A 14,754-nucleotide genomic window follows, 5' to 3' on the forward strand; every position below is an offset into this window, starting at 1 on the left:
ATCCCACAATCATCATTCTAAACTTTTAGTCTTTTTTCTAATCCCTTTTACCATATTCAGCAAATATAAAAAACTCTCTAACTTAAATAACGCCGAACCGCCTATATATATAATTGCTCCTGCAACTACCTGTGTTACTAATGTAATAATATCCGGCAATCCCAAATATTGAATTGGATATATACAAATCCCCATTCCAACTGCCAATGCTATCCCCGGTAAAATATCTTTCACCTGTTCCAAATACCCATAATTAAGCAATCTTTTATTCGGCCATGAGTTAATAATTTGCCCCAAAACACTTGTCACTAATAAGCTGTATCCCATTGCCATTACACTGATCGGAACAGTAATAGCTAAAGCAATCAAACCGACAATCTTCTTTATAATCTCTAACTTTAGGAACAAATCGCTTCGCCCCATTGCTTTAATTGCATTTAAGTTTGCCGTATGTATCGGATAGAACATATATGTAATACAGAAAATCACCTGAAAAGGAACACAAAACAACCATTTTTCAGTCAGTACTAGCCGTACAAGAGGTGTTCCACAAAATGCGAGACCCATCATCAACGGGGCTATTACATATGTACTTGTCTTTATCGCCCTTCGAGTCATCATTTTCACACGCTCTCTATCGCTCTGTGACGCTGACATACTCGGAAACAGCACACTATCTATTGAGGAATTAACATTTTCAATAATCAGGTTAGGCCAACTTTGTCCTCTATTATAAAATGCCAAATCTTTTGACGAGTAGACTTTTCCGATAATTAAGGATCTTAAATTGTTATAAACCGTATCCAACAAAGAAGAAAACAACAACTTCCAACTATAAGAGAACAGTCCTTTCAATCGTTGAAAAGAAAATACTCTTTTGGGTTTCCACTTCACCGTAACCCACAAAATAATTGTATCTACTGTATTATTGAATAAACTCTGTCCAATCAAAGCCCATGCCCCAAATCCGGCAACCGCAAGTCCAATTCCTACAAAAGCTGCCCCTATCGTTCCGCCAAGCGTTGCAAAAAAGAAACGCTTAAACTGCATATTGCGAGAAACATATGCTGTTTGTATACTCTTAACGCCTGCAATAATCAATGTTAAACCTAACACACGAATCATCCATGTCATTTGAGGATCATTATAAAATTGTGCAATATATGGAGCGCTTATAAATAATATTATATATATCACTATACAAAATAGCATCTGCGCATAAAACACCGTAGAAAAATCCGTATCGTCTGCATCCTTTTTTTGAATGAGAGCACTTGTCAAACCACAATGTACAAAAATTCCTAATACGGAAATAAAAACATTCATTAACGCGATTGTTCCGTAATCCGTTGGCGCAAGCAATCGCGCAAGAACAATCGAAACTACTAACTGAACTATTTGAGCACCAGATCGCTCAAGAAATCGCCATATAAAATTAGAAAGCACTTTCCCTTTTATGTCTTCCAAAATCACACATCCCTTATCTATATAATACTTTTGAAACTATAAACTTTTTTTATTGTTATCTGGACTGTACCATCTCTTCATTTTTATCCATATATTTTTCAATCCACCTCCTCTTAATATAAAAATGTAATACAGTAATTTTTTATATAACATCAATTTCTGTGTTTTAGCTGATTTATCTGCTATACTTTCCATTTCTTTTCTTACAATAACTGCCTTTAATTGAAATATATCTTTTTCTATCTTCCCTATTTCATATTTAATACAATCATGAAATTTATAATTTGAATATACATCAAACAACTGAAACCATTCTTTAAAGTTCTGCTTTAATAAGATATATTTCTTTTCATCACAAACATTATTAGAGGAAAAACTATTTATTGAAAACATTCTATAAGCTGACATTTCTTTATCTATATAATATAACTTCCCTTGAAGCGCAGAGTACATTTGTAAAACTAAATCCCCAACCCTTGCTTTTTGCAAGAAAGCCGGATTTTCTTTAAACAAGTTATGTACTATATTTTTTCGTACAAGAAAGGAACTCGTCTGAAATCGTACTCCTTTTTTTCCTATCAGCAATCTCATAAATTCATCAGAATCATATTCTTTAGATGAAATATCAATAGGCGGTAATTCTATCCCATTTTCTTCTCCGTTTTCATTTGCTCCTTTCACTTTATGCATAGAGAATACCCTTTCCTCATCCGCCTCTAAAGCATTCACTTGCAACTGCAATTTTTGATCATCCGTCCAAAAATCATCCCCCTCACAAAAAGCAATATATTTTCCTTTTGCATTGGGGTACAAATAGGTTTTAGATATCCCTACGCCTTTAGAATACTGATTCTCTACTTGGTAAATAGGTTTTATAACTTTCGGATATCTCTTTTCATATTCTCGAATAATATCAGCAGAACAATCTGTAGATGCATCATCATGAACTAAAACTTCAAATTCAAAATTTGTTTTTTGCATAACAATACTCTCTAAACAATTCCTCAAGTACTTTTCATGATTATAAACTGTGCAACACACACTAACTAAAACATCATTATCTTTCATCTTGTAATTTCCTTATAACTCATATTTTGACTTTACGGGTAAAACCTTTTCAAAGCTTTCTACAATGCTTTGCTTTACTTTTTCAAACTCTTTTAATTGAATACTATCATTAATACAGATTAACTTAGCTTTCTGCTGCTCGATTGTACTACACAATTCTTCATTGTCGGAATCTGTAACAAAAAATTCTTTTCCATATTCCATAATATTAGTTGGTTCAAAAGTTCCTTTCATAATTTCCCAATATCTAAATATATACTGTGTAATATCCCTTTGATTTCTAAATCTATGTTGGCAAGTTTCTGTCATCGCCTGAGGAATTGTATCCCATACTTCTTTCATTGTTGATTTTCTCAATGAACTTGGAACATGCGGTGTATATAAGCCTGAAACATTATGAAATCGATACAACAAAAAATTATTTAGAAGATATTTCTTATACTTTAAATTAAACCATTTTGATTTATTTTTTCTAATCGCATCATGCAAATCAAAATGTTTATTCACTTCCCCCATCATCCGAAATAACATATACTGAAAAGTATCTTCCGCCCCATTATTAGCTAACAAATACATTGTAGCCATTTCTCTTGGAAGTCCATTTACGAAAAAATCTGATTTTTCCATTGAACGAATTACAAACATATCGTCATTGAAATATACAAAATGTTCCGACAAATCTTTAATATTATGAAAATTTATTTCAATTGGATTTGCACTAAACGTCGGCAAATATTGAGAATCTATATAATCCCTATGATTTACTATCTTCAACTTGGGATGATGAACATTCAACCATTCAGGAACATGCTCCCATGTAACAAAAAAAATCTGATTGACCCACGGAGTAAATTTTTCAACAGCTCGAAACCAATATCTTAAAATGTCCCAATCTCTGAATCTTGCACTCTCATTTCCATCAAGAAAAGGAGTATTTCCCTCTGAAACCCAATACTTTTCCTTCTCTTTCAACCAATTTATGTCACTTCCATCAACCCACGGAATGACAAAATCAATTTTATAATTCTCCATATGCTCACTCCCTTATATCTCTATCATTTATTCAACAAATAATAAATCCTCGTCTTCCAATAGATCTCTTTATTAAATATTGCTTTTCTCGCATACGCTTTAATAAACTGTTTCATCTCCTGCAAATTTTTTTGCATCTGTTCTTGTTCATCATTTGAAAGACTACTCATTTTTCTTTTTGCCTCATTATATTTTAATGTACACACATCTAACAAAAATGCCTGACTGTGATTTTTCAAATCTGGATATTTCTTAACTGCATCTTTGTACATCTGTTCATGTGCTTCAAAAGATTCAGCTAAACTCTGTATACTTAATCCCCCATGTGTTGCGCTTCCCTGTCTTACCAAGTTCTTATAATATGGTTGATGTACAATTACAGCTCTTTGTATTTTTTGCACATACTCATTTAAAAAATATACATCTTCTGATGAATGCAGTCCCACTTTGAATTTTTGTTTATCTAATAAATCTTTTCTAAACACTTTATTCCAAACAACATGACGTATAGATGGCGGCATATCAGAAAAACGATTCATTATCTCCTTTTGATCCACCACCTCATTGAAACGTACTTTATATCGTCTCTGTTCATCAACATGATAGTCTTCATCATAATACTCATATCCGCAAATTGCCAAATCTGATTCTGAACTTTCAAGTTCTGAAATCATTTTTTTATACATTTCAGGCGCAATCCAATCATCTGGATCAACAAATCCAATATACTCACCTTTTGCTTTTTCAAGTCCTGCATTTCTCGCAGCCGACACCCCTGCATTCTTTTGGTGAATTACAACAACTCTTTCATCTTTACTTGCATATGTATCACAAATTTCCGGGCACTTATCCGGTGAACCATCATCAACAAGAATTAATTCAAGATCAAAGTATGTTTGCTTGAAAATACTTTCAATACATTTTGATAAATATTTTTCCACCTTATAAACAGGTATGATAATACTAACCATTTATTTTCTCCCTACTAAAATATGAATATTTTTCTCCAAATACTGTCTAACCCATTCAATAATAATTCCGACTGTAAAAACTAGTACAATACTACCTACTATATGTACTGGAAACGATATATCTGCAATGTACTTCTTATTATCTAGTAATTTTTCCCACAAAAAAGTCCTAATTTGTGGATTGTCGTGCAATAAATATACTCCAAAAGTACATGCAGCAACTTTATTAATAAATAAATTTTGCTTTCTATCCCAATTTTTAAATCCAAGAAATAATAATACTGCACAAATGATTGCAGGCAACTTATTCATCTCTGCAAATAGATAGACTGCATTACTTCTAAAAAACATTGATGAATATCCAAAGCAATATGTTCCTACCGCCAAAATACATATTCCTATCAGCCATACTATACCATGCCATACTTTTATCTTCTTGCATATAGGAGGTTCATAAACCCGTATATACGCGCCTAACAAATACACATATGCAAGCCACCCTAAATTACTATATCCTGGTGATCCGATCAGTAGTGTAGGTATAACCGACCACAATATTCCAAACACAATTAAAATACCTTGCAACTGCTTTCGCGATAACTTCTCCATACACGCCTGAAAACACGGACTCATTAAAATCAACAACATATAACATGTTGCAAACCAATACTGCGATGTTGATATCGGTAATACCATGGAAATAACCGTTTTCAATCCCACCGGAATAATCCCAAACACCATCATACTCCCAGTAACTAATACCGAATATGTCCATATCTGTATATATAATTTTTTTATTTTTCTATTTGATGCTGTTTTTTTCACAGAAAAATAACCTGAAAGAAGTATAAATATATCAACGCCTATTCTCGCCCCCTGCGTAAGAACAACAGCCATCATTCCATTAATAGTCAATGGAATTTCGGTGAAACCGCCATGTGTTATCGAATGTCCAGTCACAATCAATAACATACTAATAATCCTTAAAATTTCAAAATTCGTTGCTCTGCTCTCAAATTTTCCCATCCCTCTCCTCTTAAATGCAATCCTTTCCATCTAAAAAATTCACATAATCAAACTGATCAATCGGTCTCAACCCTTTCCAACCTTCTGGATCAGTAATAATCCCTACGCTCTTTTCCTCTTCAAACCCCTTCAGATAAAAACAACTCGTATGTTTCTTATCCGGTTTGTTCACAAACATTACTTTTCTATACGGAAGCTTCTCAAAACGATCCTTTAATTCTTCTGTCATCCCTTCTCTATCTGTATTAAAAATCGCAATATTATCCCAGTTGATGCGCTGTTTTCTTTCATTCCACTTCTTTTCTGCTTCTTCTACAGATGAATAATGGACCAAATATAAGGTTAAATCGCCCAAATATGCTATCGGATAATCTCTCCCACCTATCACATTCTGATCTGTACATTCCCGCATCTTCTCAATACTCATATAATATTTTAGATTTTCACAAAATTTCATAAAATCCTCTGCATTCATATATAAATTCACAGTCGGTGACAGAAATTGAAGACCTAAATTATGAGAGATAATTCCACCTGTACAGTTCATTGAAATAATAGAAGTAGTTTTTATTTTGTCTGTAAGCCGTTTTCGATCTCTTTTATCAATCTTTAGACGATATTTCTTCCATATAAGAAGTTTAATTTTTCTTACAATTCTATGTATCACTTTACTTTTCCACACTTTCTATAATTTCACATACCTCTGCCGCTGTATTTTCAATAGAATATCCTGCATCAATCAAATTTTGCAAATAATCTTTCCTTGCATTGTCACACGCAGAAAGCGCTGCTTCTGCCCAAGCATCTTCACCTACATCTAAATCAATGAACTGAAGCACCCCTGTAAAATCAGCTTCTTTTGATACTGTAGAAGAAACAACACACGGCAAACCTGCAGCCTGTGCTTCAACTAAAACAAAAGGCAATCCTTCAAACAACGACGGCATTATGAGACAGTCAATCGCTGACATCCACTCATTTACATTGTCAACTGCACCAGCAAAGAGAATCTTTTCTTCCAATTTATTTGCTTTCACGATGCTTTTCACTTCATCTGACAGCTCACCATCACCGATAAACACAAATTTTGCTTGCGAATCTTTTTTCAGAATAGATTCAGCTATTTTTTCCGCATATATCGGATTCTTTTGAGGGTCTAATCTTCCGATGCATCCTATTACTCTTTCCGATCTTATTCCGTGTTCATCACGAGGCATCTCGTCTTTTTAAATCATATTTATATTTAAAAAGATCAATTCCATTATGAATTATTTGATATTGATGTCCGCCGAACATCCAATCTCCTGCTGATTTTGAACACGCTAACAGATAAGTCGCATACTTATTAATATTTTTACGATTCGACCTTTCCATCATCCTATGCGGCAAGCTCATTTGCTTATCTATTCCCAACTGATTTCCAGTATTGTGAGAATGAATAATTCTAACCGAAATCCCTGCTTTTTTTGCGAACTTCAATAAATCAATACTTACAATATCGCAAGTATTATAATACAGAACATCGAAATGATTCTCTCTGAAAAACTGTTTCCAAAAATTCCTATAAGCAAGATAATTATGTCTATTTTTCGGACGAATCCATGTTTTCCCATCTATTTTCATTGTCGGCCAATCATAAATCACTTCATATTTCTCTTTTGGCAACTGACTGCATAAATTTACAATATAGGCTTCTACGCCGCCCTTATCCGTACTATACCCCACCATAAAGATCCTTTTCATAACTGACTATCCTTTCCGCCGAACTTTTCCCAATATCCGAAACAAAAAATTCAGGATATTAAATCTTCTCGTTTTAATATCTATCACTTCATAGTTTGAAGATCCATTATAAGTATGCATCCCATCCCGATACAATTTATATGATAGACTCAACTGTTCCGGTGAGAGCATTTCACACGTTTTTTCTGAATATTCTCCATGTTCATCCATTTGAAATTCATAAAAATACAACCCTTTTCCATAACCTTTTTCACAGTCTTGTGCCGGTCTGATCCATTTTCCTTCTAATAAGAAAACAGCTCCCGCAGGTCTTCGGCAATTTATATTCTGACAAGAAATTTCTCTGTCTTTATCTTCATTCTCTAAATCTAATAAAACTAATTTGTAATTTACGTTTTCCACATCATATGTCAATGCATATTTATGACCTTCCCATTCAAACGGAGTTGTATCGCCGTATTGAACATTTTTTCGTAACACATCGACTTTTTCCCATTTATCAGGAAATGAAACTGCTTTATACAATGTCAGCTCCTTATTCGCTCCTGATTCCGGCATTATAAAAATACCTTCTTTGTTTTCAAATATGTAAGGATATGATAAATGGTAATCTTCTTCAATAACCGATACCCATTTCGGAGATGAACTGCTCAATTCATAATATCCCAAGCAACCTTTACATTTAACATAATCATAAAGTTCTGCAAATATATATGTTTTTTCCCCATGTTCAAATACAAAAGGATCTGCCGCCCAATATCTAAAAGCATTTTTTATCACATTAAACTCTGTTTTTTTATCACTTAAGATACTTCCTCTCGACTTTTGCCTCCATGCTACATTCCAACTTTCTGCATACAGGCTTGTTTCTTTTAACATTGTTCTCCTCCTGTTGACACTTCTTATCTATCTGCGAAATCTTTTAAAACAATCTTCTCCGAATATCCTATGTATCGGCTGGGTAATTTTCGATCTTACTTTCGCCTTCCAATCAAGCGCACTTTTAGCATACCAGTGAATTGAATACGTGTCCTTTTGAACATTTAATTTTCCGGTAGAATTTTCATATGGATTAAAAAAACGAATTGGTAAAATTTCTGCACCAGCTACATTTTGCAATTTTCCGTTCTCTTTTAGTCCCAATTTCACCAAAGCCTTCGTATTCAAAATAGGACATCCTATAAATGCCAAATCCCCATTCTCATCAAAATTCAACAGATGATATTCCTCTAACATTGCTAAAATAGTTTTATGTTGAGCTTCTGCGCCAAATCCCAACCCCGAAGCTACATACTGATCATTTTCAAAGCCATAAAATGCTTCATATTCTAATAAATCATCAAATGATCTCACTACTTCTACATCTGTATCAAAATAAATTCCTCCATGCTCTGCAACAACTGCTAACCGAACATAGTCGCTTAAATATGCCCATTTTTTATGTTCATAGCAATATTTCGTATACTGATTTACATTCACATCAAATGTTTTTTCATTCCACTCAATAATTTCATAATCTGAGCAATATTTTTTCCAACTTTCTATGCATTTTTTTGCCAGTTTCGGCTTTTCAGCCATACCAAACCAACAATAATGTATTTTCTTTGGTATCATATAACTCCCCCTATTTTTCTATAACTACTCTACACAAAAACTTACATATCCTTTCGTTGCATCATCTTTATGATGTATCACTCCCGGATTACCTATTACGATTGAGTGATCCGGAACGTCAAAATTCACAAAACTATTCGGCGCTATCATAACATCATTTCCTATATGAATATTTCCAATCACAGTAGCGTTAATTCCCACTGCGACATTATCACCTATTGATGGAACACCTTCTCTCTTTCCACGGTTCTCTCTTCCGATCGTACAGCCTTTATGTAAATTCACATTATCCCCAAACCGCACTCCTCCACCCACGGTAATATTATAGGGATGTCCCAGATAAAGTCCTCTGCCGATTTCCGCATTTATTGAGATTTCTAATCCATATTTTTTAGAATATTTCTTTAAAATAAACTTTTTCAATACTGACGGTTTATCTTGCGCTTTTCTCAACCAATATACATATCTGATCTGATGGGATACGAACCATTGTATCAGGCTTTTGATTCCAAACTTATATTCCGTTCCAGTCATTCTGTAATAATCTTCTTTAAACATCTTATTCATTTCAATATATCCTTCATATCTTTTTCAATACCATGTCACTAAATTTATTCATTATATATGCAATGACCGCAGAGAGTAAAATAATAATCACACAATTTAAAGAATAAAATCTTGTTAAATCAGAAATTTTTATTGGTTAGTACTCCAAACATACAATGATACAAATATATCTCAAAACTAATATTACTAACTGTTTTTACAATTCTTGTAGGTTTTTTATTGGAAAAGTAATAAATGAAAATCACTGCAATACAAAATGCCACAATATTATGTTCGTATACTACAATTACATAATCATATAAAATTGTCCCATCCAATATAAAGCGCCCTATGATTCGTAGCAAAAACATCACCGCTATAATTAGCATCGCACCTATCATTTTTGACTTATTTATAGCATATTTAATTTTATTCCAATTTTTTCCACAAAAATATGCTAAAAAATACCACACAATCGGAGTAACAAATGATGCCGCTTCTCCTATAATAAATGGTATTAGAGCTGGAAGAAATAAAACCAATGTCAAAATTACTTTTTGAATTATTTTGGTTTTTTTACACAAAAGATCTGAGAAATATGCAATTCCCGGTGTTACTAAATAGCATATTAATATTGCAGTAATAAACCATGTCTGCTCTGCACCTCTTACACCTGAAAAACCCTGAATTCCCAAAATAGTTCTTACCCACTGAATCACCTTTATTTCTTGTTTAGTCATAATATGTAAGACTAACAAAACTACCATAAAAATTTCATATGGAATAAAAATTCTTTTGATCCGTTTTATATACCACTGTACCGGATTTTTATTTTGCCCCCCCAATTCCAAATAGGAAGCCTGATAATATAAAGAATATAGGCACACCTACATTTAAAATTTGAGACATAATCAACAATATTCTATTTTCGCTCCATGAAGCCAAATGACACGATAAAATTAAAGCAACAGCTACCGCGCGTAACCATGTCACAAAATATATTTCCCCATTTCTTCCTTTACTCATTTCTCCCCTATCCTTTAACCTTCGATTTAATATAAAGTGTCAACAATATGCCTGCTGGAATAGCTAAAACAGTTTTGCCTTTTCTAGGCGATTCTTTAATAAAATGCCAGTTTCGGCTTAACAAACTACTTGAAACATAATGTATACAATCTTGAAATACTCTTTGTTCAGATTCGGGAAACTGCATGCATATCTTTCGCCAAAACGCAAAGCCCTTTGGATTTTTAATATATTGTCGAAGCATACTATTCGACGAACCGTCCGGCTGATACTCCACATTACAGAGAATCTCATCTAACACTGCCAGCTTATATTCTTGATCAATCAAACGATACTTATATCCTAAGGCAACATACTTTTCTCCTTCAAATACAGGATAAGAGGGATATTTCTTTATAATATCTGTTCGATATACTAATTTTTTATCTCCACTTCCACCATTTGCATAGTATCCTACTAAAGTGGTCTCGGTCATATCTTTTGAAAAACCCTTTCCAATAATATTACCTGAAAAATCAGCATCTAACCCAATAAGTCCTGCATAACCTTTCCCCTTTACTTGATTCCACTTTTCCAATATCTTCTCTATAGCATCATCTGCCAACGCATCATCAGAATCAATACATACATTTAATTCTGTATTTATATTTTCATATGCTACATTATGTGCTGTATGCATTCCGCCATTTTCTTTATATATGTATTGAATTTCAAAACCATTATCCTTTTTCTGCCATTCTTGCACAATTTCCCTTGTATTATCTGATGAACCATCATCCACAATAAGCCATTTGAAATCTTTACACTTTTGTTTCACAAGTGATTCATATGTGCGTGGAAGTGTTTGTGCACGATTATACGCAGGTGTAAATACTGTTATTGTTTTCATTCGTTCCCCATCCCTTTTATCCATTAATTAAAATGTTTAAATGCTTATTATTTATTTTCTTAATAGGCAAGAACAATACTATGCATGCACCTATAATTATTAAAAATTTAGGAAGAATCATAATCGGCTCATATGTTGGAAGTGTTGTAAAATTATCTAAAATTCGATTTAATATTTCATAAAGTAAAATTACATGTGAAAAATATATAAACGAACTTAATTGTCTTATCGACAACGATCTTTTCTTACTAATTTTAAAAGCCATGCTTTCCGCTATTAGGAAATACGCGATTGCCTGTACAATAAACGCAAGAAAAATTCTATTATTTATCCAAAAAGCACTTGGAATAATTCTAGGCAAACTATATTCTACCATACTAAACAACGTTGCAATAATAAGTAATATCGAAGCCTTTTTTTTACTCATATGAATTTTCTTTTTACTAAAAAAATATCCTATTCCCATAAACGGAATACCATACATTAAGAAATTATATTCCCATGAAAAAATTCCATAAATCACCTTAAAAAACATCTCAAAAATAAATATTTTTGAAAACGCCCCTCTGAAACAAGAATATAAAATCTGCATGCAAAATCCAACCATTATAGCTATAAACAAGAAATTTTCTTTCTTTTTTACATAACAAAAATAAATAAACAACGAAGACCAAAATAATGTTACTAAGTACCAATATGCAACCGGAACCAATAATAAAGATTCTACGAATCAACATTCCTACTATTCTTAAACTTGACTCACCTACGTTATTTGTAATATAGGAATAAACAACAAATGGCGAATACATAACTACTGCCCATACAAAAAAGATCTTTAAAATATTCTTTTCATATTTTTTAATATAGCTTACCTTACTTTGAGCTTTTTCCAACCCTTTCTGGAAAAAAAATCCAGAAGCTATAAAAAAGAATGGAACTGCCAAACGTGTAAACACTTCTTTTATAGCACATGCATAGTAATTAGATGTTTCTACAGTATGTAACAATACAACTAATACTGCTGCAATCAATTTGAATACATCAATTCCGGTATATACTTGAGTTTCTTTTGCTTTATTCTCACTCATACCACAACGCTCTTTTACTATTTCTCTCATTAATCCCTTCCCATTTTCAAATAAAAATCTACCAATTCTTCTGCATTTTTTTCGATATCATATCCACTTTTTTCTATTTCTTCATACATATCTTTTCTTTCTGTTTCTGATACTTGTATCGCATTTTCTGCCCAATGCTCTGCCGGCTTATCCAAATCTATCTGCGTCACCAAATCTGTTTTTTTACATTCAATCGGAACTTTATCTGAAATCAGACAGGAAAGTCCTGCTGCCTGTGCCTCTATAATAGTTACCGGTAACCCCTCATATATAGATGGAAAAACAAAGACGTCCATTGCTTGCAATAATTCCGCTACATCGTTCCTTACTCCGGTCAAAATCACCTTATCCTCTAAATGAAGTTGTTGAATTTTCTTTTCAATGTCTGCCCTTAAACGTCCATCCCCCACCAATAATAATTTAGCATCGGTCTTATCAGCTATCTTTTGAAATATATCAAGTAAGAACATATGATTTTTAGGATACCAAAAACGCCCTACATGGCCTACAACTATCGTATCCTCTTCAATTCCAAATTCTTTTCGTCGTTTTGCCCTAACTTCCGACGAATAAATATATCTTTTGGCATCAATCGCATTATTCAACACATCAAAATCAGCCCCACAAAACATCCACTTACCAGCTTCTTCAGAACATGCAAACAGTTGCGTAGCATATTGCGGAATTTTTTTCATATAATACAACTTCAATAAATATTTTAAATTTTTATCTTGATTGCTACTATGACTATGTGCAATTCTCACTTTAACACCACATTTTTGAGCAGCTTTTAATATAATAGAGCTCAAACAATCCTGATGTACATGAACAATCTGATATTCCGGATGGTCTTTAAAAAATTCATAAAGCGCTGATTTATAATGAATACTAAATGGATTTAATCTTGGAATTCTGTGAATCTTCCCACCCATTTTTTTTATTTCCCGATCGTAGTCACTTTCTTCTTGTCTATGTTCCAAAAAATCAAACTGAACTTTATTTCGATCTATTTTGCGATAATAGTTCATCAACATTGTTTCTAATCCACCGCGCCGCATATCGGTTACAACATGTAATACCCTCACTGTCATCCTTTTATCTCCTCGCATAACGTCTGATTCTATCATCTATCCCCAGTTTCAATATATGCGTCCTGTAAAATCAGACGAATAATACATTCCTCGAGTCATTAAATAAAAATAAAATAAATAACAAACTATACTTACTGCATATAATAACTTTTTACTTCTTACTGTAAAACATCTTTCAATTACATATGGCAATAGTATATATCCATACATTTCTATATATATAGGAAGTCTTCCAACTAAAACTCCTGTTGTAACCATTCCTACCACATATAAGCATGTTGTTAAAATTGACATATTAATAAATATATTGATTTTTGCATCTGCATCATTTTTTAAATACCGCCTTCCAACAAATGCCAAAATTGTAGGAACAGAAAAAACTAATACTCTTAATGGATTTACTCCATCATCATTTAGAAATTCTTCATTCGTGCTCACAGTAGCCCATTTTGTATCCGCCAACATTGTATCCATTAAATTTGTAAATTGAGTTGTGAAAACTAAAACTAGTATTGTCGCAGTTATTAACAATAATGTCTTTCTTGACCACGGCTTTCCTTGTACAACAAAATAGATCGGTATCATTATTATGCATGTGGCGTGTATCGTTGTGCATAAAAGTACAACAATACAGTAAGGAAGCCACTTTTTTTTCTCTATTAATGGCGTACATGCAAAAATAATCGCTACTGCTAAAAATTGACGAATACCATTCATCAACCATGTAAAACCTATCATTGACAGAAAAAGAAACACCGTATAATAATAATTTACTGAATACTTCCAAAATACTACAGCTAAGCAAGTCCCGCTTATAATTGCTATAAACATTAACCACACATGGTAATTTTGTGAAATAAATGTCTTAAAAAGAATCATCAGCAGATCAAATCCCCATCCACTATCAAAGGATATGTCCAAAAATTTCAAGTCCACCAAACTGCATCCTAAAAACTTAGAAATATACGCAGCTGTATCCACAAACGCATTTCGTATCCCTGCCCAAAAAATAATATATCCAAATGTTACAAAAACCATTAATTTCATAGTTTTTACTTGTGCAATAGTCTTATTTGTTTTCAGTTTTTGTATACAATACCCAAAAAACACTACCATTATCATAGATATATATATAATCATGTTTGCTTCCTTTTCTTTTATGT

At 32.8% G+C, this 14,754-nt stretch carries 18 protein-coding genes; all 18 read right to left on the reverse strand.

What is annotated here, in order from left to right:
* Nucleotides 1-12: 12 nt before the first annotated feature.
* The 18 genes from ACH9UM_RS10880 to ACH9UM_RS10965 all read right to left on the reverse strand — a co-directional run bounded on the left by ACH9UM_RS10880 (nucleotide 13) and on the right by ACH9UM_RS10965 (nucleotide 14,731).
* Nucleotides 13-1,467: a lipopolysaccharide biosynthesis protein gene (locus tag ACH9UM_RS10880; RefSeq protein ID WP_306543519.1), complete on the reverse strand. Its 1,455-nt coding sequence runs from the start codon at nucleotides 1,465-1,467 to the stop codon at nucleotides 13-15.
* 36 nt (nucleotides 1,468-1,503) lie between these two features.
* Complete coding sequence (locus ACH9UM_RS10885; protein ID WP_306543521.1) at nucleotides 1,504-2,535, reverse strand: glycosyltransferase; 1,032 nt, start codon at nucleotides 2,533-2,535, stop codon at nucleotides 1,504-1,506.
* A 12-nt stretch (nucleotides 2,536-2,547) separates the two neighbouring features.
* Nucleotides 2,548-3,567 carry a Stealth CR1 domain-containing protein gene (locus ACH9UM_RS10890; protein ID WP_349159124.1) on the reverse strand — a complete coding sequence of 340 codons (1,020 nt, stop codon included), beginning with the start codon at nucleotides 3,565-3,567 and terminating at the stop codon, nucleotides 2,548-2,550.
* Between the two features lie 23 nt (nucleotides 3,568-3,590).
* Nucleotides 3,591-4,538: a glycosyltransferase gene (locus tag ACH9UM_RS10895; RefSeq protein ID WP_306543525.1), complete on the reverse strand. Its 948-nt coding sequence runs from the start codon at nucleotides 4,536-4,538 to the stop codon at nucleotides 3,591-3,593.
* A complete protein-coding gene (locus ACH9UM_RS10900) occupies nucleotides 4,539-5,564 on the reverse strand; it encodes an acyltransferase (protein ID WP_306543527.1) in 1,026 nt (341 codons plus the stop codon).
* A 10-nt stretch (nucleotides 5,565-5,574) separates the two neighbouring features.
* The gene (locus tag ACH9UM_RS10905) at nucleotides 5,575-6,246 is read right to left on the reverse strand and encodes a DUF1919 domain-containing protein (RefSeq protein WP_306543528.1); all 672 of its coding nucleotides are present in this window, start codon (nucleotides 6,244-6,246) and stop codon (nucleotides 5,575-5,577) included.
* The gene (locus ACH9UM_RS10910; RefSeq protein ID WP_400091320.1) at nucleotides 6,233-6,781 is read right to left on the reverse strand and encodes a glycosyltransferase; all 549 of its coding nucleotides are present in this window, start codon (nucleotides 6,779-6,781) and stop codon (nucleotides 6,233-6,235) included. The genes ACH9UM_RS10905 and ACH9UM_RS10910 overlap by 14 nt, the downstream gene beginning before the upstream one ends.
* On the reverse strand, nucleotides 6,771-7,307 hold the full coding sequence (locus tag ACH9UM_RS10915; protein WP_400091323.1) for a glycosyltransferase: 537 nt from the start codon (nucleotides 7,305-7,307) through the stop codon (nucleotides 6,771-6,773). The genes ACH9UM_RS10910 and ACH9UM_RS10915 overlap by 11 nt, the downstream gene beginning before the upstream one ends.
* Nucleotides 7,308-7,313: 6 nt before the next feature.
* Nucleotides 7,314-8,186 carry a hypothetical protein gene (locus ACH9UM_RS10920; protein ID WP_278885449.1) on the reverse strand — a complete coding sequence of 291 codons (873 nt, stop codon included), beginning with the start codon at nucleotides 8,184-8,186 and terminating at the stop codon, nucleotides 7,314-7,316.
* A 27-nt stretch (nucleotides 8,187-8,213) separates the two neighbouring features.
* Entirely contained in the window at nucleotides 8,214-8,921 is a 708-nt protein-coding gene (locus ACH9UM_RS10925) for a glycosyltransferase (RefSeq protein ID WP_349159119.1), read from the reverse strand.
* Nucleotides 8,922-8,945: 24 nt separating this feature from the next.
* Nucleotides 8,946-9,488, reverse strand: a complete 543-nt coding sequence (locus tag ACH9UM_RS10930) for a serine O-acetyltransferase (RefSeq protein ID WP_400091327.1) — start codon at nucleotides 9,486-9,488, stop codon at nucleotides 8,946-8,948.
* 119 nt (nucleotides 9,489-9,607) lie between these two features.
* On the reverse strand, nucleotides 9,608-10,318 hold the full coding sequence (locus ACH9UM_RS10935) for an acyltransferase family protein (protein ID WP_400091329.1): 711 nt from the start codon (nucleotides 10,316-10,318) through the stop codon (nucleotides 9,608-9,610).
* Nucleotides 10,296-10,493: a hypothetical protein gene (locus ACH9UM_RS10940; RefSeq protein WP_400091332.1), complete on the reverse strand. Its 198-nt coding sequence runs from the start codon at nucleotides 10,491-10,493 to the stop codon at nucleotides 10,296-10,298. Before ACH9UM_RS10940 ends, ACH9UM_RS10935 begins: the two co-directional genes overlap by 23 nt.
* Before the next feature lie 7 nt (nucleotides 10,494-10,500).
* Nucleotides 10,501-11,382, reverse strand: a complete 882-nt coding sequence (locus tag ACH9UM_RS10945; RefSeq protein ID WP_400091334.1) for a glycosyltransferase family 2 protein — start codon at nucleotides 11,380-11,382, stop codon at nucleotides 10,501-10,503.
* 16 nt (nucleotides 11,383-11,398) lie between these two features.
* The gene (locus tag ACH9UM_RS10950) at nucleotides 11,399-11,905 is read right to left on the reverse strand and encodes a hypothetical protein (RefSeq protein WP_400091337.1); all 507 of its coding nucleotides are present in this window, start codon (nucleotides 11,903-11,905) and stop codon (nucleotides 11,399-11,401) included.
* Between the two features lie 13 nt (nucleotides 11,906-11,918).
* A complete protein-coding gene (locus ACH9UM_RS10955) occupies nucleotides 11,919-12,500 on the reverse strand; it encodes an acyltransferase family protein (RefSeq protein ID WP_400091339.1) in 582 nt (193 codons plus the stop codon).
* Nucleotides 12,500-13,591, reverse strand: a complete 1,092-nt coding sequence (locus ACH9UM_RS10960) for a glycosyltransferase family 1 protein (protein ID WP_278885456.1) — start codon at nucleotides 13,589-13,591, stop codon at nucleotides 12,500-12,502. Before ACH9UM_RS10960 ends, ACH9UM_RS10955 begins: the two co-directional genes overlap by 1 nt.
* 48 nt (nucleotides 13,592-13,639) lie before the next feature.
* The gene (locus ACH9UM_RS10965) at nucleotides 13,640-14,731 is read right to left on the reverse strand and encodes an EpsG family protein (RefSeq protein ID WP_278885458.1); all 1,092 of its coding nucleotides are present in this window, start codon (nucleotides 14,729-14,731) and stop codon (nucleotides 13,640-13,642) included.
* Between the last annotated feature and the right edge of the window lie 23 nt (nucleotides 14,732-14,754).

The sequence above is a fragment of the Mediterraneibacter torques genome (assembly GCF_044591705.1).
Taxonomy (GTDB): Bacteria; Bacillota; Clostridia; order Lachnospirales; family Lachnospiraceae; genus Mediterraneibacter; species Mediterraneibacter torques.